The following is a 17,980-nucleotide window of genomic DNA, read 5'->3' as shown; positions in this document are numbered from 1 at the left end:
GCGTCCGGCCGTCTCTCCAGCCCGTCCCACCGTCTCTCCAGTGTGTCACAAGCGCCTCAGCAGCGCCGGTGAAGGGGTATTTACGGATTAGGTCTGGGACCTGCAACCCCCAATCTGAAAAAACTTTGCATTTCTTAACAGAAACTTCCATAGGTTAATGAAAACAACAGGTTATCTTAATAATTCTCTCTTCCGAGCCGGTAACGGAACGCACGGAACGGGGGAAAGAACAGCCCCTGGGAGGAATCGTACCCAATGCTGGGTATGCGTCCGGAACCGGGGCAAACAAAACGCCGCCCGAGTCTCCTCGGACGGCGCAAATTCTGCGAAGGTCGCAGGCTTACTTCAGATCGAACCTGTCTGCATTCATGACCTTGTTCCAGGCCGAGACGAAGTCGCAGACAAATTTGCCTTCTGCGCCTGCCTGACCGTAGACCTCGACCAGAGCCCGCAGCTGCGAGTTGGAGCCGAAGACCAGATCGACGCGGGTACCGGTCCACTTGACCTCACCGCTGGCGCGGTCCCGACCTTCATAGACGCCTTTGCCCGCGGGTTTCCATTCGGTGCCCATGTCCAGCAGGTTGGTGAAGAAGTCGGTGCTGAGCGTGCCGACGCGGTCGGTCAACACACCATGCTTGGTGCCACCGAAATTGGCGCCGATCACGCGCAGACCGCCAACCAGCGCGGTCATTTCAGGCGCCGACAGCGTCAGCAGCTGGGCTTTGTCGACCAGAAGCTCTTCGGGTGAAACCGAATAATCCGTCTTCTGATAGTTGCGGAAGCCGTCGGCCTCGGGCTCGAGCACGGCAAAGCTGTCCACATCGGTTTGATCTTGCGTCGCATCGGTGCGGCCCGGGGTGAACGGAACCTCAACCTCCTGACCGCCGGCCTTGGCGGCCTGTTCGACACCCACATTACCGGCCAGAACGATCACATCGGCCAGAGACACTTTCTTGCCCCCGGATTGTGCGCCGTTGAACGCCGCCTGAACGCCCTCAAGCGCGGTCAGCGCCTTGGCCAGCTTCATCGGTTCGTTCGCGTCCCAGTCTTTCTGCGGAGCAAGACGGATACGCGCGCCATTGGCTCCGCCGCGTTTGTCCGAGCCGCGGAAGGTCGAGGCCGAAGCCCATGCGGTCGAAACCAGCTCGGACACCGAGAGGCCAGTGGCCGCGATCTTAGCCTTCAGCTCGGCCACATCCGCGTCACCGATCAGCTCGTGATCCACGGCGGGGACATTGTCTTGCCACAGCAGTTCCTCGGCCGGAGATTCCTCGCCGATGTAATTCGAGCGCGGGCCCATGTCGCGGTGGGTCAGTTTGAACCATGCCCGGGCGAAAGCGTCAGCGAATTCATCCGGGTTCTCGTGAAAACGCTTTGAGATCGGACCATAGATCGGGTCCATGCGCATCGCCATGTCGGCGGTGGTCATCATGGTTTTGACCTTCATCGACGCGTCATGCGCCGCCGGGGCCATGTCTTCTTCTTTGACATTCACCGGTTCCCAGATCCACGCGCCCGAGGGGCTTTTGGTCAAGTTCCAGTCATATCCGAACAGCAGGTCGAAATAGCCGTTATCCCATTGGATCGGATTTGCGGTCCAGGCGCCCTCGACCCCCGATGTCGTGGTATCGTCACCCTTGCCGGACCCAAACTTGTTGATCCAACCAAAGCCCATCTCTTCGATCGGGGCGGCTTCGGGTTCGGGGCCGACCAGATCGGGATCGCCCGCGCCATGCGCCTTGCCGAAAGTGTGACCACCAGCAACCAGAGCAACGGTTTCCTTGTCATTCATTGCCATCCGGCCAAAGGTGTCGCGGATGTCACGACCCGAAGCCAGAACGTTGGGCTCTCCGTCCGGACCTTCAGGGTTTACATAGATCAGGCCCATCTGCACTGCGGCCAGAGGGTTTTCCAGATCGCGCTCACCGGAATACCGGCTCTGCGGATTGTCGGTCGGGGCCAGCCATTCTGTCTCGGTTCCCCAATAGATGTCTTCTTCGGGGGCCCAGATATCGGCACGGCCGCCGGCAAAACCAAAGGTTTTGCCACCCATGGATTCAATGGCGCAGTTACCTGCCAGGATCATCAGGTCAGCCCAGGAAATCTGGTTTCCGTATTTTTGCTTGATCGGCCACAGCAGACGACGCGCCTTGTCGAGGTTACCGTTGTCCGGCCAACTGTTGAGCGGCGCAAAACGCTGGTTCCCGGTCGAGGCCCCGCCACGGCCATCTGCCGTCCGGTAGGTGCCTGCACTATGCCAGGCCATCCGAATGAACAGACCACCATAATGGCCATAATCCGCCGGCCACCACTCCTGTGAATCCGTCATCAGCGCATATAGGTCTTCTTTCAGCGCCTTCATATCCAGCTTTTTGAACTCTTCAGCATAGTCGAAATCCGAACCCAGAGGATTCGAAGCCGCTCCGTGCTGGTGCAGGATCGACAGGTTTAGCTGGTTCGGCCACCAATCCCGGTTGGAACGGGTTCCAGCGCCGTGCATCACAGGGCATCCGCCTGCTTTGGGGTTATCACTTCCGTCCATATCGGTCTCCAATCCTAGCTAATATCCGGCGATCTTGCGCAGTGAAATTCGTGGTAATCAAGAACACAGATTCAAGACACGTCTTCCCCATCCAAATACGCTGAGCATCTGGCAAGGGTATCGGTATTCCTGAAGTCCTGACCTAGTCAGAAATAGCAAATTGCATTCATGCATAAAAGTTTTGTTTAATGATGAAAACCATAGGAAATAATTATGAAGAGAACATCCCCGGATCCCGTGCAATCGGAGCAATTTTCAAATCCCTGAATAACCTTGGGTCACATATAGACCACAGCCCTTGTTTTTCATCCGTATGCGACCACTGTCTTTATGAACGACATGAGCGCGGGTTCTTTTGTTCGGATCCGCGCCTAATACAGATTGACCGGCGTATTTGACTGCCGGTTCCGAAAATTTTTGGAGTCTGAATGCAATTTGATTATGTAATTGTCGGCGCAGGATCCGCCGGTTCGGTTCTTGCTGGTCGCCTGAGCGAAGATCTTGGAATACGTGTCTGCCTTCTTGAAGCCGGAAACGGCGGCAACGGCATGCTTACCAGATTGCCCGCGGCAACAGTGGCCTCGCTGCCGGGGCGGCCGAAAATCAACAACTGGGCATTTGAAACCGTGGCCCAACCGGGGCTGAACGGCCGCAAAGGATATCAGCCGCGCGGCAAAACGGTGGGCGGGTCCAGCGCGATTAACGCAATGTTGTACGTCCGGGGTCAGCGTCAGGACTATGATGGCTGGGCTGAACTGGGCTGTGCCGGTTGGGACTGGGACAGCGTCCTTCCTTATTTCAAGATGTCCGAACATAACGAAGATGGCGCCGACGACCATCACGGCGACAGCGGCCCTCTGCACGTGTCAAACCAGAAAGAGCCGCGCCCGATCACGCGTGCTTTTATTGAAGCTGCCGAACAGATGCAGCACCGCCGAAGCCAGGACTTCAACCGGGGCGATAACGAGGGCGTTGGTCTGTATCAGGTCACACAGTTTCACGACCCGTCGAAGAATGGCGAGCGATGCTCGGCAGCGGCGGCCTATGTCTTTCCGGTCATGGACCGCCCGAACCTGACGGTCATTACCGACGCCCATGCCAAAGAGCTGACCTTTGAAGGAAAGCGGGCCACCGGCGTGGTGTACAGGAAAAAGGCCAAAGGTGCGGATATCACTGTCTCCGCCAGGCGCGAGGTTCTGGTTTGCGCCGGTGCACTTCAAACTCCGCAGTTGTTGCAGCTATCCGGGATTGGTGCCGCTGATGATCTGGTCAAACATGGGATCGAGGTACGGCACGACCTGCCGGGCGTTGGCAAGAACCTGCAGGACCATCTGGATTTCACGCTGCTCTATAAAACCCGGGACACCAACACATTCGGCATCGGTGCCGCTGCCGCATTGAATTTGGCAGGACATATTTGGCGCTGGCGTAAGACCGGTAAGTCGATGGCGGCCACGCCATTTGCCGAGGGCGCCGCGTTTCTGAAAACCTCCCCGGATTTGGATCGCCCCGACATCCAGCTGCACTTCGTCATTTCCTTGGCCGATGATCATGCAAGGAAGCTGCATTATGGCTATGGGTTCGGCTGCCATGTGTGCAAATTGCGCCCCGAAAGCCGTGGCACGGTCGGGCTGCACAGCGCCGATCCCTTTGCCGCTCCGGCCATTGATCCGGCTTACCTGTCCGATGACCGCGATCTGGACACGCTGATCAAGGGCGCGCGTATGACCAAAGACATTCTGCACGCGCCGGCCTTCAGTAAATTCCGGTACAAAGCGATGTACGGCATAGATGACGCTCAAACCGATGCGGATTGGGAGCACCATATTCGCGCTCGCGCAGATACGATCTATCACCCGGTCGGAACCTGCAAAATGGGTGTGGATGCGATGGCCGTGGTTGACCCCGAACTGCGTGTGCGCGGGATCGAGGGGCTGCGCGTGGTCGATGCATCGGTCATGCCTACTCTGGTTTCGGGAAACACCAACGCCCCAACCATCATGATCGCCGAGAAAGCCGCGGACCTGATCAAAGCCACCGCCCGATAAGGGCTCAGCCGTCCTTCATCAGGGCCTGCAGTCCAGCGCGGTAATCCGGATACAAAAGCCGGATACCCAGTTCATCCTTGATCCGGTCATTCCTGACCCGCTTGTTTTCATTATAGAAACTTCGGGCCATCGGGGACATATCGGCCTGGTCGAACGGAACCGCAACTGGCAGAGGCAGGCCTTGCAGTTCAGCCGCATAGGCGATGACATCCTGTGGCGGCACCGGCTCATCGTCACAGACATTGTAAATCGCACCTGGGTTCGGCGATGCCATCGACGCCGCAAGCACCTGCGCGATGTCCGCCACATGGATGCGCGAGAACACCTGCCCCGGTTTGATTATGCGGCGCATTCCCACCCGTTTAAGTTTGGAAAATGGGCCGCGCCCGGGGCCATATATCCCGGCAAGGCGAAAGATGTGGACGGGCAGGCCCGGAATGTCTTGCCATTGTGTCTCGGCCCGGACGCGCCACCTGCCGCGCTCGGCCATTGGTGAAGGAAGGGTCGCCTCGTCCACCCAACCGCCTTTGTGGTCCCCATAGACTGCGGTTGTGGAAAGGTATCCGACCCAATCGAACTGACCTGCGCGGTCAGCGATTTCGTCGCCAAGCGCCGCCAGCACCGGATCTCCGCCCGCATTCGGCGCGGTCGAAATCAACAGATGTGTTACCCCGTCCAAATCAACCTTCTGACCGGGCCAGATCACCGGTTCGGCACCGGATGCGCGGACCGCACCCGATTGCGCCGGATCGCGCGTAGTTCCGAATACGCGCCAACCCGCCGGTTCAAGATGCCGCGACAGGGCCTGCGCCGAATATCCGTGACCGAATGAAAAGAGTGTCTTAACCATATCCTTCTTGATGATCGCCAATGGTCCAAGATGCAAGCACCCGCCACTGGATACTTGATTCGAATCCCCACATACGCCTTTCATGAGTCATGCGTACAAAATCGCCCGACCTGCATGCAGCTTATGCGCTAGACAGCCCCGAGGACCACAAACGGCTTTATGCCGAATGGGCTGGCGACTATGATGACGGTTTTGCGGCGCGCGAGGACTATCAGTTGCATATCCACACCGCCCGCGCCTTTGTCAGCGCCGGGGGACAGGGTCCGGTTTTGGATGTCGGTGCAGGCACCGGGCTTTGCGGTGCGGTACTGGCCGGGTTGGGCGTTGGCCCAATCGACGCCACCGATATCAGCGCCGAGATGCTGGATCAGGCCCTGCGCAAAGACATCTACCGCGACGCGATTGAGGCTGACCTGAACCAGGGCATCCCGGTGCCGCGCGACAGCTATTCGGGCATTGTGTCCTCGGGCACATTTACCCATGGCCATCTCGGCCCCGAGGCCCTGCCCGCGCTGTTGAACGTGGCCCGGACAGGCGCGCAATTCGCTCTGTCGATTAACGCGAAACACTACGAATCTCTGGGATTTGCTGACGCACTGCACCAGCTTGCCCATGGGCAGATACAAAACCTGTCCCTGCCCGAAGTTCGAATCTACGGCGACCTGGCTGCCGGGCCCAACCGGGACGATACCGCCCTTATCGCAATGTTCGAGAAGATCTGAACCCGCTCAGCGCCCTTTCCAGACCGGGTCGCGTTTCTCGGCAAAGGCGCGCGCGCCTTCGAGGTTGTCTTCAGAACCATATAGAATGTCCACCGTCGGCAACTGCCGCCCGGTGATCCGGTTCATGGCATCCTGAAACTTGGAATCTTCGGCGTCGCGCACGATCTCTTTGATCGCCGCGTAAACCAGCGGGGGACCGCTGGCCAATAAACGGGCCAGTTCCCATGCCCGGTCTAAAAGCTGATCACCTGGGACGATCTCGTTGATCAGGCCCCACCCTTTTGCCTCAACCGGATCGAACCAGCGGCCAGTCAGCAGCAGTTCCATCGCGATATGGTAGGGGATGCGTTTTGGCAGCTTTACACTGGCCGCATCGGCCACGGTGCCCGACCGGATTTCGGGCAGGGCAAAGCTGGCATGCTCTGCAGCGATGATCATATCCGCACTCAGCGCCAGTTCCAGCCCGCCACCACAGGCAATCCCGTTCACCGCGGCGATGACAGGCTTGTTCATATCCCGCAATTCCTGCAGCCCGCCAAAACCGCCGGCTCCATAATCTCCGTCCACGGCGTCTCCGTCCGCGGCGGCCTTCAGGTCCCACCCCGGGCAAAAGAACTTTTCGCCACCACCGGTCAGGATGGCCACGCGCAACTCAGGATCATCGCGGAATTCGCGGAACACTTCACCCATGATCCGGCTGGTGGCCAGATCAATGGCATTTGCCTTGAGTCGGTCCAGAGTGACCTGCAGAATCGCGCCATCGCGCTTGGTTTTAACCGGGTTCATATACGTGCCTTTCGGATCAGAGCATCCACGGCCACAGCGCCATCGGGATTGCAAATGAGTGGATTGATTTCAACTTCGCTGACATGGGCTGCATTGGCAATAACATAGGCTTGCACAGCCTCGGCTGCATTCAGGATCGCCTCGGTATCCGCCGCCGGTTTACCGCGATACCCCGCAAGCAACGGCGCACAGTTCAGCTTGCCCAGCGCCTGACGGACCACGTCCCGGGATGACGGGATCAGCACTGAAACACTGTCGCGCAGAATTTCGGTCAGCACGCCTCCAGCCCCTAGCGTCAGAACATAGCCATGGGCCGGATCACGGGTGACGCCGATCAATAACTCGGCAACACCGCCTTGGGCCATCTCTTCGATCAGAACTTCGTCGGTTCCAAGCTCGGTCGCAACCGCGCTCAGATCGTCCAAGCCGACGCCAAGGCGCACCGCACCGTGTTCGGATTTATGCGCAAGCCCGACGCCCTTGACCGCGAAAGGCGCGGTCAGATTCGATGCAGCATGCGCAGCCTTGTCCGGACGCGTCACTACGGATTGAGGAATCCGCAGACCATGATCTGCCAGCGCCCGTTTGGCCTCTGCTTCGGTCAAGACATGGTCTGCCTCAGCCTGCGAGGGCAACAGTACCGGATCAGCCGGTGCCGCAACCGGCCGCGCGGCGGCCTCAACCGCAGCCAAGGCTTCATGCAGACCGGCAAAGGGCACCACACCGCCGTCCAGCAGGCGCTGCGCCACATCCTCTGGCAAAAGTTCGGGTAGGGTCGCGGCAACGGCAAAAGGTCGCCCGGTTTGGGCGGCGCAGTTCAACGCCGCTTGGGTGGCACATTCCCAATCCGATGCGTCGGTGTGAGGATAGTCCACAATCGCAATGGTAATGGCCTGTTCCGGCCCGGTCATCGCCGACCACGCGCGGGTCATCGCTTCGGTATCGCGCCATATATAGGTGTGGTAGTCCAGCGGGTTCGCCAACGCCACCATGGGCCCCAAAGCTGCGCGCAGGTCAGCTTGCTGTACCTTGGTCAACGGCGGGAAATGCAGATCGCGTCCCTCGGACATATCTGCGGCTAGGCTGGCCTCACCGCCCGAGCAGCTGATGGTACCCAACCCGCTGCCGCGCAATCGCCCCGTAACATGCAACAGCTTCAGACATTCCAAAAAGCTGGGAATGTCGTCCAACCGTGCGATTCCCAACCGGTCCAGAAACGCCTGCGCGCCCGCATCACCACCTGCCAAAGACGCGGTATGCGAAATCGTCGCCGCCTGCGCATGGGACGAGCGGCCCATTTTCAAAGCAACGACCGATACGCCCCGTCTGCGTGCCTTGTCGGCCAAAGCCTCCCATTTTCGCAGATCGCCAAACCCTTCGATATGAACACCGATAGCGGTGATCCGGTCGTCGTCCAGAAGTGTTGAGGCAACGTCAGCCTGATGTGTCTGCGCCTGATTCCCGCAGGTCAGCATGAACGCCAGCGGCAGGGCCCGGCGTTGCATGGTCATGTTGATTGCAATATTCGAACTTTGCGTCAGGATCGCTACGCCTCGTTCCACCGGTTGCATCCCGTGCTGATCCGGCCAGACTGCGACCTGATCCAGCCCGTTGACGAAACCATAGCAGTTGGGACCCAGAACAGGCATTTCGCCGGCGGCTGCAATCAACTGGTCCTGCAGATCGGCGCCCAGATCATCCTCGGCTCGCGCCTCGGTGAACCCCGACGCGAAACAAACCGCACCCCCTGCCCCGATCGCTGCCAGCGCCTGAACCGCCTCGATTGTTGCATGACGATTGATGCCCACAAAGGCCACATCCGGGGCCGTGGGCAAATCCTCGAGCCGCGCAAAGACACGCTCTCCGGCCACCTCAGAGGCTTTGGGATGGACCGGCCAGATATCGCCCTGAAACCCGAACTTGCGTGCCTGTTGAATGACTGACGCGCACCAAGCCCCACCACCGATCACGGCAATGGAGCTTGGGTTCAACGCCCGTGCCAGCGCCGTTGTCATGCGCCAAGTGCCCGCAACAGCTCACGACTGATGATGTGACGCTGAATCTCGCTGGTACCGTCCCAGATGCGTTCGACGCGCGCATCGCGCCAGAACCGTTCCAGCGGGTAATCGTCCATCAGCCCCATGCCACCATGCACCTGAATCGCGGCGTCAGTCACCCGTGCCAGCATTTCGGACGCATAGAGCTTGGCCGAGGCAATCTCGCGGTTTGCAGGCAGCCCTTTGTCCAGCCGGTCGGCCGCTGCCAGCGTCAACAGGTCAGCGGCATCGATTTCGGTGATCATATCGGCGATCTGGAATGACACGCCCTGGAACTTGCCGATTTTCTGACCGAATTGTTCACGCGTGGCTGCATAGTCCAGCGCATAGTCAAAGGCGCGACGTGCGCGTCCGACCGACATGGTCGCCACGGTGATGCGGGTGGCATATAGCCAGGTATTCATCACCTCGAACCCGCCATCGACCTCGCCCAACACCTGACTGTCGGGCAGGCGACAATCGTCAAAATCCAGGACCATGTTCTTATAGCCCCGGTGGCTGACCGATTTATACCCGTCCCGGATGGTGAATCCCGGCGTGCCGCGATCCACAAGAAAGGCTGTGATCCGTTTCTTTGGACCTTTTGGCGTCTGATCTTCACCCGTCGCGATGAAAACGATGATGAAATCGGCATGCTCCGCGCCCGAGATGAAATGTTTGGTCCCGTTGACGACCCAATCTCCGCCGTCTCGAACTGCGGCACATTTCATACCACGCACATCCGAACCTGCACCTGGTTCGGTCATCGCCAGTGCATCCATCCTTTCGCCCCGAACTGCGGGCATCAGATAGCGTTCGACTTGCTCGCCCTCGCAGGCCATCAGGATGTTTTGCGGACGGCCAAAGAAGTGGTTCAAGGCCATCGATCCCCGGCCCAGTTCGCGCTCGACCAGTGCAAATTCCCGATGGTTCAGCCCGGCACATCCGACGCTTTCGGGAAAATTGCAGGCATAGAAACCCAATTCAATTGTCTTGCGCTTGATCTCATCCGCTATTTCCTGCGGAACCTCGCCGGTACGTTCAACCAGCTCTTCATGTGGATAGATCTCTTTCTCGACGAAACTGCGAACAGTCGCGGCGATCATCTCTTGCTCGTCGGTCAGGCCATATTGCATCTGCGGTCTCCACATCTAGGGCTTGCGATATCGTGGCCCGGGTTGCAAAGTTCATCGTGCAGAAATAGACGTTAACCATGCGAAGATGGACAAAATCGCCTGCCGCGATGCAGCAATTCGGAGTTCTGCTTTTTGATGGGTTTTCAAACCATTGCCTTGCCAACACGGTCGAACCCCTGCGCGCGGCCAATTCGCTGGCTGGAAGAAAACTGTATGACTGGGAATTCCTGTCGCTGACAGAAGGGCCGGTCACATCATCCTCGGGGTTGCAGGTTACGCCGCACGCAAGACTGCAATCTGCCCGCGGCGGTACATTGATGGTGATGCCATCATATGGGTTTCGCGCGCATGGCGGCTGGCCGACGCTGACCGGATTGCGATCCGCCGCAAATCGCTATGACGTTCTGGCTGGGCTGGACACCGGAAGCTGGCTGCTGGCGCTGGCCGGACTGCTGGACGGGTATCGCGCCACCATCCATTGGGAAGAGCTGACCGGCTTTACCGAGCGGTTCCCCGAGATCGACGCCCGGCGCGAGCGGTATGTCTTAGACCGGAATCGCATTACCTGTTCCGGCGCCATGGCAGCTTTCGATCTTGTGTTGCATCTGATCGGTCATGACCACGGGCAGGCACTGGCACTGGAAGTCGCCCAGTTGTTCATGACCCGTGATTCCGCTCGGTCGCATTCCGGAGGGGCTGGGGCGACTACCGGCTATGTAAACAAGGCTCTGGCGCTGATGCAGGAAAATCTTGAAACCCCGCTGCCCATTACCGACATCGCCCGACAGGTCGGACGCTCGCACAAGGCATTGTCCACAAGGATGCAATCCGAACTGGGTGCGGGTCCGGCCCAGGTCTATCGCCGCTTGCGCCTGAGTTTAGCGCGGAAGCTGGTGGCAGAAACCGACCTGACTGTCAGCGAGATCGCCCTGCGGGCCGGATACGATGATCCCAGCGCCCTGACCCGCGCCTTCCGAGCCGAATTCGGGATCACCCCCCGTGCCCTACGGGTCGGCTAGGTATACATCTGCTTTTTATAAGCCCGCGTGCGCGTCGTCGCCTCGGCTGAGCCGTCATGATAGGTGCCAAACCACTTGTCGAACGGGATCTCTGAGGTGCCATAGTTGCACTCGAAATACCGGTGATGCAGCTGGTGGAAAAAATCGCCTGCGCGGGCGGCCTCGGTCTCCCCGGCTTTCAGCTTTTCGAACCCGGAATGGGACAGAACCGGGCTGACCTGCTGGAAATAGGCGTGGAATAACAAATGTATCGGGTGCGACGGCACGATCAGGTGGATGAAATAGGTGGTGAAGTACAACAGGTTCTCAAACCAGTGATTTGATATCCCCGACCACGGCCCGATATTGACGTTGCGGTGATGCACCGCGTGGACATGTTTATACAGCTTGGGGTGATGTTCCAGCCGATGCACCCAATAGAAATGCAGCCCCGACCACATGGGGATTAGCGACATCCAGATCACAAACCAGACCGGTGCGGCGGACCATGTGACCGTGGGGACATAGCCATTTGCCATCGCCCAATAGATCCCCCATTGGTAAATCGTGGCAACACTCATGGCGCTGCCCAGGGTCCACCAGATATTGTCCCAGACCTGATTGCGAAAGGTGAAGGTCCCGTTGTCCCGGGTCAGATCCCGGCGGTCGAACTTCTTGTACATGCCCTGCCCTTTGCGCATGTACAGCCACCAATGCAGCCCGCCCGCGACCAGAATCTGAGGCACCATGTTCAGCAACCAGATTCGGAACATCCAGCCGGGCTGGAAGGTCTTCATCGTCTCTAAACCCGGGAAAAACAGCACATAGGCCACCACCGCAAGCCCCAGGCACAGGGTCAGGGCAGTGACCTGAAGCCATGCACCACCATACCATTTCAACACTGCAGACAGGCGGGGCGGCCAGTTAAACAGCGGGTTCAAAGCCACAGGCCCATCGGGGTGGTAATTCCAGCGGGCGGCCTCGGGATTTTGGTCAGTGTCCGGCATCACGGTCTCTCGTCAGCTTGCGTAATCCGAGCCTTCGGCATCCAACAGGGCCTTAATCTCACGCAAATGTGCCTCGGCCTGATCGGGATATTCTTCCAGTTCCTGAGCTGTCTTTTCCGCAATCTCGTCTGACAAAACGCGCAGGGGTTGGCCCGTCTGTAAGGCACGGATATACGTTTCAGCAGCGCGTTCGAAATAGTAGAGTCTATTAAAGGCATCTGCCGGGTTACTGCCCAAAATCAAAACCCCATGATTACCCATGATCATGACTTTCTTTTTTGGGTCTGCCAGCATGGTCGCGCAACGTTCCCCCTCGCTTTCGAAAGCAAGTCCACCAAATTCGTGATCGACCACATAACGGTTGTAGAACGTAGTGGTGTTCTGATCGATCGGCGGCAATGTGCTGTCGGCCAACGAGGCCAGAACCGTGGCAAAGATGGAATGCACATGCATTACACAGCGGGCATGAGGACAGTGCCGGTGAATCGAACCATGCAGACCCCAGGCAGTTGGGTCCGGTGCGCCGGGTTGGGTCATGACATCAGCGTCTTTGGCATCCAGAAAAAGCAGGTTCGATGCTTTGACTCGTGCAAAATGCATCTGATTGGCGTTCATCAAGAATTGCGTGCCGTCCTGATTCACCGCCAAGCTAAAATGGTTTGCGACCCCTTCGTGCATATTCAGACGTTCAGCCCATCGAAATGTGGCCGCCAAATCCACACGTTCAGGCCAATGGTCAATATTGGGGCGCAAGCTGGCAACGCTCATTTCCGTCTCCTGTCAGCGGATTGCTTGATTGGAAAATCTTGCCCGCAGTAGAAAAAATTGACCAACGAAAAAATCGCGCCTATTTCATAAGCTGAACTAATGTCCAGGTTATGCCCATGCAAAAACAGCTGCCCCCGTTGGGTTGGCTTCGGACTTTCGAGGCCGCGGCCCGCCACCTGTCCTTTACCGCGGCAGCGCGCGACCTGAACATGACACAAAGTGCAGTCAGCCAGCAAATCAAGTCGCTTGAGGCCTATCTTGGCCAACCGCTTTTCCTGCGCCGTCCCCGCGCACTTGAATTGACCGGGGCCGGGATCAGCTATCTCCCTGTCGTGCGTGAGGCATTTCGCACATTACTGCGCGGAACGCGGGCCGTGACCGGGGCCCAGCAGAACACGGTGCAGGTACAATGCAACATCACTTTTGCGGTCAACTGGCTGGCCCCCCGCCTTCCAATGTTTCAGGCCGAACACCCGTCTGTACAGCTGAACATATTCACCGAGTTGTGGGAGCCCCGGGAAATGGCGGAGGGGGCTGCGGTAGAGATTCGATTTTCGCTCAGACCTTCGGACACGGTGCGAACCGAACTGCTGCGATCCGATCATTATTATCCGGTTTGCGCGCCGAGCTATGAGGTGTCGCTGGATACACTACAGCGAACCCCCTTGTATGACTGCTCAAACCTGCTGTCGAATTGGCAGAATTGGATCGAAGATCAGGGTCTAATTTGGGAAAATCCTCCGATCACATACTCCACCACCTATCTGGTCAGCCTGTCGGTTGCGATGGCCGGGGGTGGCTTGTGCCTGACGCATGACACAATCGCGCGCGACTTGATTGATGAAGGTCGATTGGTTGCACCATTCGAATATCGCGCAGTTGTACCAGAGGCCTATTACCTGTTGCTGTCGCCTCAGGCAGAAGAGTCACCAGGAGCGATTGCCTTTGCCGAATGGGTCCGGCGCGAGATTGCGAAAACGTTCCCTGGCTAGGCCGTGGCTCTCCTGCCTAGCATCGCGGCTCTTACGGGACCTTCGCGGGGCTAGGCACATCAGCGCTTACGCGCTGCATGACGGAATCATGATAACTGCCGAGCAGGGGTTGCACCTTTCCGTGCGTTCGGGAAAGTTGGGCCATGGAATTCACAACTTTCCCAAGCTGGCCCGATACCGCCCCCCGTTTGATCGCTGTCGCCGCAGGGCGTCAAGCCGCTGACCTTGTTGTCCGCAGCGGGATCTGGGTTAACGTGCACAGCCGCGAAGCCCTGCCCGATCATGACATCGCGATTGTCGAAGGACGTATCGCCTATGTTGGCCCCGATGCTTCGCACTGCGTCGGCCCGAACACCCGGATCATCGAGGCAGCGGGGCGGTATATGCTGCCCGGCCTGTGCGACGGGCATATGCATATCGAATCAGGGATGCTGACCCCGGCCGAATTTGCGGGGGCCGTTATCCCTCATGGCACGACAAGCATGTTCACTGACCCGCACGAAATAGCCAACGTGCTGGGCCTGGACGGCGTTCGTATGATGCATGACGAGGCGCTGATGCAGCCCGTTAACATTTTCACCCAAATGCCTTCTTGCGCGCCATCGGCGCCAGGGCTTGAGACCACCGGTTATGAGATCACCCCCGAAGACGTGGCCGAGGCGATGAACTGGCCGGGCATCATCGGACTGGGCGAGATGATGAATTTCCCAGGCGTCATTCATGGCGATCCCAAGATGCTGGCCGAGATTGCCGCGACCCAACGGGCAGGGAAAACCGTTGGCGGGCACTATGCTTCGCCTGATTTAGGGCCTGACTTTGCTGCCTATGTGGCAGGCGGCCCGGCGGATGACCACGAAGGCACCTGCGAAGCCGACTCCATCGCGCGGGTGCGTCAGGGGATGCGATCGATGATGCGGTTGGGATCGGCCTGGTATGACGTCGAAAGTCAGATTACCGCCATCACCGAGAAAGGGCTGGATCCGCGCAACTTCATCCTGTGCACGGATGATTGCCACTCCGGCACACTGGTCAATGAAGGGCATATGAACCGCGTGGTGCGCCATGCGATTGCCTGTGGCTGTGACCCTTTGGTGGCGCTGCAGATGGCAACGATCAACACAGCCACGCATTTCGGGTTGGAACGCGATATCGGCTCGATCACGCCCGGGCGCCGGGCGGATATCATCCTCAGCTCGGACCTGAAGGACCTGCCCATCGAGCTTGTCATAGCGCGCGGCCAAATCGTGGCTGAGGACGGCAAGATCACTGCGGACTGCCCGCATCTGAATTGGCCTGCAGCCGCTCGAAACACCGTGCATCTGGGCCATGCCCTGACCAGCGCGGATTTTCAGATCGAGGCCCCTAAGGGGGCGAACCGCGTTCAGGCCAATGTGATTGGTGTGGTCGAAAACCAGGCCCCGACCAAAGCGCTAAAGGCCGAACTGCCCATCATTGGCGGCCTGGTTGAAGCCGAGGGTGAGGTCTGCCAGATTGCGCTTGTCGAACGCCACCGCGCAACGGGCGGGGTCACAAATGCCTTTGTCTCGGGGTTTGGATATCAGGGGCGCATGGCAATGGCTTCGACCGTGGCCCATGACAGTCACCATATGATTGTTGTTGGGACCGACCGCGAACAGATGGCCCTTGCCGCAAATCGGCTGGCCGAGATCGGCGGTGGCATCACCATTTTCCGAGACGGTGAGGAACTGGCGCTGGTGGAACTGCCCATCGCTGGACTGATGTCTGATAGCCCGGCAGCCGAAGTAGCCGCCAAGGCCGAACAAATGGTTCGGGCCATGCAGGCCTGTGGCTGTAAACTGAACAACGCCTATATGCAGCACTCATTGCTGGCCCTGGTGGTGATCCCAGAATTGCGGATCTCGGATGTCGGGCTGGTGGATGTGCGCAAATTTGAAAAGATCGATCTTTTGGAACCCCTTGCATGACAATAATACGAGCACCTAAGGCCCCCGCGCCCGAGAACTTCACCGATCCCGCAGCCGCGGTCGCAAGGTTGGAAGAACTGTACGAGCAAGCCACCAGCTTCCTGTGCGAGAACTTTGCCAATGTGATCGAGCACGGAGCACCAACTGAACGCTTCAGAGCCTATTACCCGGAAATTCGCATCAAAACCTCTTCCTATGCGCGGGTCGACAGCCGGCTAAGTTTTGGTCACGTCTCGGAACCGGGCATCCACTCGACCACTGTAACGCGGCCAGATCTGTTCCGGTCCTATTTGACCCAACAGATTGCCCTGTTGATCAGAAACCATGACCAGCCGGTCACGATCGGGGCCTCGGACACACCCATTCCGGTTCATTTCGCCGTGGCCAACAATCCCGATCTGATCGTTCCGCATCAGGGCGCCGCGGGATTTACCCTGCGCGATGTATTCGACGTACCGGACCTGACAACCACCCATGACGACATCGTCAATGGCGTCCATAACCACGAGGAAGAAGACGGCCCGCTGTCTTTGTTTACTGCGCAAAGGGTCGACTATTCACTGGCCCGGCTGGCGCATTACACTGCGACTGATCCCAGTCATTTCCAGAACCATGTGCTGTTCACCAACTATCAATTCTACGTCTCGGAATTCGAAAACTATGCCCGCGCGCAGCTGGCCGATCCAGACAGTGGCTATACCGGCTTTGTCTCGACCGGAAATGTCGAGATTACCACCGAAGGCGGAGTGCTGGAACAACCCCTGAAGCTGCCGCAGATGCCGACCTATCACCTAAAGCGGGCGGATGGATCGGGTATCACGCTGGTCAATATCGGCGTCGGTCCGTCGAACGCCAAAACCGCGACCGATCATATCGCCGTGCTACGCCCGCATGCCTGGCTGATGGTTGGCCACTGCGCCGGGCTGCGCAACACACAGGCATTGGGCGATTTTGTTCTGGCCCATGCCTATCTGCGCGAAGACAAGGTTCTGGATGATGACCTGCCAGTCTGGGTGCCGATTCCGCCTTTGGCCGAGGTTCAGGTTGCGCTGGAACAGGCTGTAGCCGAGGTCACCGAGCTGGAAGGTTATGAGCTGAAACGGGTCATGCGCACAGGCACCGTTGCTTCGGTCGATAACCGCAACTGGGAACTGCGCGACCAGTCCGGCCCGGTACAGCGACTCAGCCAATCACGGGCAATCGCGCTGGATATGGAAAGCGCGACCATTGCCGCCAACGGCTATCGGTTCCGTGTTCCCTATGGCACGTTGCTCTGTGTTTCAGACAAGCCGCTGCACGGCGAATTAAAGCTTCCTGGCATGGCCTCTGCCTTCTATACCACGCAGGTCAGCCGCCATCTCGCGATCGGAATTCGTGCGATGGAGCACCTGAGGGGCATGCCGCTGGAGCGCCTGCACAGCCGGAAATTGCGTTCCTTTGATGAAACGGCCTTTCTCTGAAGCAAAAAAGCAACGAATTCCCCCTATTTTTAGGGTTTTCGACGCTACTATTCGTTGTGTTCACCTACAATATCCCGTTACAGTTACGCGGTGAGGCCCTATTTATCGGGCACGTTAAGGAGACCAAGAAATGGCAAAGCCTATGACAAAGACTCAGCTGGTTGCTGCTCTCGCTGAGGAAATGGGAACCGACAAGAAAGCTGCGAACACTGCGCTGGAGGCCATGACCGGCCTGATCACCCGCGAAGTGTCGGCGGGCGGCGCGGTGACCCTGCCTGGTGTCGGCAAAATCTACTGTCGCGAGCGCCCCGAGCGCATGGTGCGTAACCCTGCCACCGGCGAGCAGTTCAAGAAAGAAGCCGACAAAGTGGTCAAAATGACCATTGCGAAGGCGCTGAAGGACAGCGTGAACGGCTGATCCCAGCTTTCACTGCAAAACGATCAAGGGCCGCCGCTTGGGGGCCCTTTTTCTTTTACCCCCCTATTGAAGCCAGTTTTTTGTAAGGCTTTGGGAGGCCGGCCGTGGTCAGCCTGGTGTTATGCAATCTGAGATCAGCGAAGAATAAATCTAGCGCCGCGCTCATTAGCTGGGTGCGCAACAGGACCGGTGGCCTAGGCTCCAGACTCATTGATTTACAGCCAGAATAGGACTGTAGCAGCGAGAGCGATGGCCGAGAGGAATACCTTTG

The 17,980-nt window shown here is 58.4% G+C and carries 14 protein-coding genes; 7 read left to right on the top strand and 7 right to left on the bottom strand.

The window, feature by feature from the left end; all coding sequences use genetic code 11:
* Nucleotides 1–340 precede the first annotated feature (340 nt).
* A complete protein-coding gene (gene katG / locus AC2FIZ_RS20140) occupies nt 341–2,542 on the bottom strand; it encodes a catalase/peroxidase HPI (protein WP_496791574.1) in 2,202 nt (733 codons plus the stop codon).
* A 428-nt stretch (nt 2,543–2,970) separates the two neighbouring features.
* Here katG and AC2FIZ_RS20135 point away from each other — a divergent pair, with 428 nt between their 5' ends.
* Nucleotides 2,971–4,590: a GMC family oxidoreductase gene (locus tag AC2FIZ_RS20135; protein ID WP_281996131.1), complete on the top strand. Its 1,620-nt coding sequence runs from the start codon at nt 2,971–2,973 to the stop codon at nt 4,588–4,590.
* 4 nt (nt 4,591–4,594) lie between these two features.
* On the opposite strand, the gene AC2FIZ_RS20130 is transcribed toward AC2FIZ_RS20135, so the two are convergent.
* Nucleotides 4,595–5,440 carry an SDR family oxidoreductase gene (locus tag AC2FIZ_RS20130; protein ID WP_281996130.1) on the bottom strand — a complete coding sequence of 282 codons (846 nt, stop codon included), beginning with the start codon at nt 5,438–5,440 and terminating at the stop codon, nt 4,595–4,597.
* An 89-nt stretch (nt 5,441–5,529) separates the two neighbouring features.
* Here AC2FIZ_RS20130 and AC2FIZ_RS20125 point away from each other — a divergent pair, with 89 nt between their 5' ends.
* Nucleotides 5,530–6,162, top strand: coding sequence for a class I SAM-dependent DNA methyltransferase (locus AC2FIZ_RS20125; protein ID WP_281996129.1), 633 nt, complete (start codon nt 5,530–5,532; stop codon nt 6,160–6,162).
* Between the two features lie 6 nt (nt 6,163–6,168).
* Here AC2FIZ_RS20125 and AC2FIZ_RS20120 read toward each other — a convergent pair whose 3' ends face one another.
* From AC2FIZ_RS20120 to AC2FIZ_RS20110, 3 genes are read right to left on the bottom strand one after another with little or no spacing between them, the layout of a single operon-like run.
* Nucleotides 6,169–6,948, bottom strand: a complete 780-nt coding sequence (locus AC2FIZ_RS20120; protein ID WP_281996128.1) for a carnitinyl-CoA dehydratase — start codon at nt 6,946–6,948, stop codon at nt 6,169–6,171.
* The gene (locus AC2FIZ_RS20115) at nt 6,945–8,963 is read right to left on the bottom strand and encodes an acetate--CoA ligase family protein (RefSeq protein WP_496791573.1); all 2,019 of its coding nucleotides are present in this window, start codon (nt 8,961–8,963) and stop codon (nt 6,945–6,947) included. The genes AC2FIZ_RS20120 and AC2FIZ_RS20115 overlap by 4 nt, the downstream gene beginning before the upstream one ends.
* Complete coding sequence (locus AC2FIZ_RS20110; protein WP_496690501.1) at nt 8,960–10,120, bottom strand: acyl-CoA dehydrogenase family protein; 1,161 nt, start codon at nt 10,118–10,120, stop codon at nt 8,960–8,962. Before AC2FIZ_RS20110 ends, AC2FIZ_RS20115 begins: the two co-directional genes overlap by 4 nt.
* 77 nt (nt 10,121–10,197) lie before the next feature.
* Here AC2FIZ_RS20110 and AC2FIZ_RS20105 point away from each other — a divergent pair, with 77 nt between their 5' ends.
* The gene (locus tag AC2FIZ_RS20105; protein WP_496791571.1) at nt 10,198–11,139 is read left to right on the top strand and encodes a GlxA family transcriptional regulator; all 942 of its coding nucleotides are present in this window, start codon (nt 10,198–10,200) and stop codon (nt 11,137–11,139) included.
* Here AC2FIZ_RS20105 and AC2FIZ_RS20100 read toward each other — a convergent pair.
* Nucleotides 11,136–12,125, bottom strand: coding sequence for a sterol desaturase family protein (locus AC2FIZ_RS20100; RefSeq protein WP_271952593.1), 990 nt, complete (start codon nt 12,123–12,125; stop codon nt 11,136–11,138). The genes AC2FIZ_RS20105 and AC2FIZ_RS20100 overlap by 4 nt on opposite strands.
* Before the next feature lie 12 nt (nt 12,126–12,137).
* Nucleotides 12,138–12,893, bottom strand: coding sequence for a class II aldolase and adducin N-terminal domain-containing protein (locus tag AC2FIZ_RS20095; RefSeq protein WP_271952596.1), 756 nt, complete (start codon nt 12,891–12,893; stop codon nt 12,138–12,140).
* A gap of 116 nt (nt 12,894–13,009) precedes the next feature.
* On the opposite strand from AC2FIZ_RS20095, the gene AC2FIZ_RS20090 reads away from it, so the two are divergent.
* The 4 genes from AC2FIZ_RS20090 to AC2FIZ_RS20075 all read left to right on the top strand — a co-directional run bounded on the left by AC2FIZ_RS20090 (nt 13,010) and on the right by AC2FIZ_RS20075 (nt 17,709).
* Nucleotides 13,010–13,885: a LysR family transcriptional regulator gene (locus AC2FIZ_RS20090; RefSeq protein ID WP_496791570.1), complete on the top strand. Its 876-nt coding sequence runs from the start codon at nt 13,010–13,012 to the stop codon at nt 13,883–13,885.
* A 143-nt stretch (nt 13,886–14,028) separates the two neighbouring features.
* The gene (ade, locus tag AC2FIZ_RS20085) at nt 14,029–15,831 is read left to right on the top strand and encodes an adenine deaminase (protein WP_496791569.1); all 1,803 of its coding nucleotides are present in this window, start codon (nt 14,029–14,031) and stop codon (nt 15,829–15,831) included.
* A complete protein-coding gene (locus tag AC2FIZ_RS20080) occupies nt 15,828–17,291 on the top strand; it encodes an AMP nucleosidase (RefSeq protein ID WP_281973950.1) in 1,464 nt (487 codons plus the stop codon). Before ade ends, AC2FIZ_RS20080 begins: the two co-directional genes overlap by 4 nt.
* Before the next feature lie 130 nt (nt 17,292–17,421).
* On the top strand, nt 17,422–17,709 hold the full coding sequence (locus tag AC2FIZ_RS20075; RefSeq protein WP_142637567.1) for an HU family DNA-binding protein: 288 nt from the start codon (nt 17,422–17,424) through the stop codon (nt 17,707–17,709).
* Nucleotides 17,710–17,980: the final 271 nt, after the last annotated feature.

Source organism: Ruegeria sp. CDSB022, assembly GCF_059611145.1.
Note: the sequence above shows the minus strand (reverse complement) of the source record. Positions and strands in the feature narration are given on the sequence as shown.

Bases quoted from the DNA above. Each gene is read 5' to 3' on its own strand.
- AC2FIZ_RS20120 (WP_281996128.1), bottom strand. From the start codon at position 6,948: ATGAACCCGGTTAAAACCAAGCGCGATGGCGCGATTCTGCAGGTCACT.
- AC2FIZ_RS20090 (WP_496791570.1), top strand. From the start codon at position 13,010: ATGCAAAAACAGCTGCCCCCGTTGGGTTGGCTTCGGACTTTCGAGGCC.
- AC2FIZ_RS20115 (WP_496791573.1), bottom strand. From the start codon at position 8,963: ATGACAACGGCGCTGGCACGGGCGTTGAACCCAAGCTCCATTGCCGTG.
- AC2FIZ_RS20105 (WP_496791571.1), top strand. From the start codon at position 10,198: ATGCGAAGATGGACAAAATCGCCTGCCGCGATGCAGCAATTCGGAGTT.
- ade (WP_496791569.1), top strand. From the start codon at position 14,029: ATGGAATTCACAACTTTCCCAAGCTGGCCCGATACCGCCCCCCGTTTG.
- AC2FIZ_RS20095 (WP_271952596.1), bottom strand. From the start codon at position 12,893: ATGAGCGTTGCCAGCTTGCGCCCCAATATTGACCATTGGCCTGAACGT.
- AC2FIZ_RS20100 (WP_271952593.1), bottom strand. From the start codon at position 12,125: ATGCCGGACACTGACCAAAATCCCGAGGCCGCCCGCTGGAATTACCAC.
- AC2FIZ_RS20125 (WP_281996129.1), top strand. From the start codon at position 5,530: ATGCGTACAAAATCGCCCGACCTGCATGCAGCTTATGCGCTAGACAGC.
- AC2FIZ_RS20110 (WP_496690501.1), bottom strand. From the start codon at position 10,120: ATGCAATATGGCCTGACCGACGAGCAAGAGATGATCGCCGCGACTGTT.
- AC2FIZ_RS20135 (WP_281996131.1), top strand. From the start codon at position 2,971: ATGCAATTTGATTATGTAATTGTCGGCGCAGGATCCGCCGGTTCGGTT.
- katG (WP_496791574.1), bottom strand. From the start codon at position 2,542: ATGGACGGAAGTGATAACCCCAAAGCAGGCGGATGCCCTGTGATGCAC.
- AC2FIZ_RS20075 (WP_142637567.1), top strand. From the start codon at position 17,422: ATGGCAAAGCCTATGACAAAGACTCAGCTGGTTGCTGCTCTCGCTGAG.
- AC2FIZ_RS20080 (WP_281973950.1), top strand. From the start codon at position 15,828: ATGACAATAATACGAGCACCTAAGGCCCCCGCGCCCGAGAACTTCACC.
- AC2FIZ_RS20130 (WP_281996130.1), bottom strand. From the start codon at position 5,440: ATGGTTAAGACACTCTTTTCATTCGGTCACGGATATTCGGCGCAGGCC.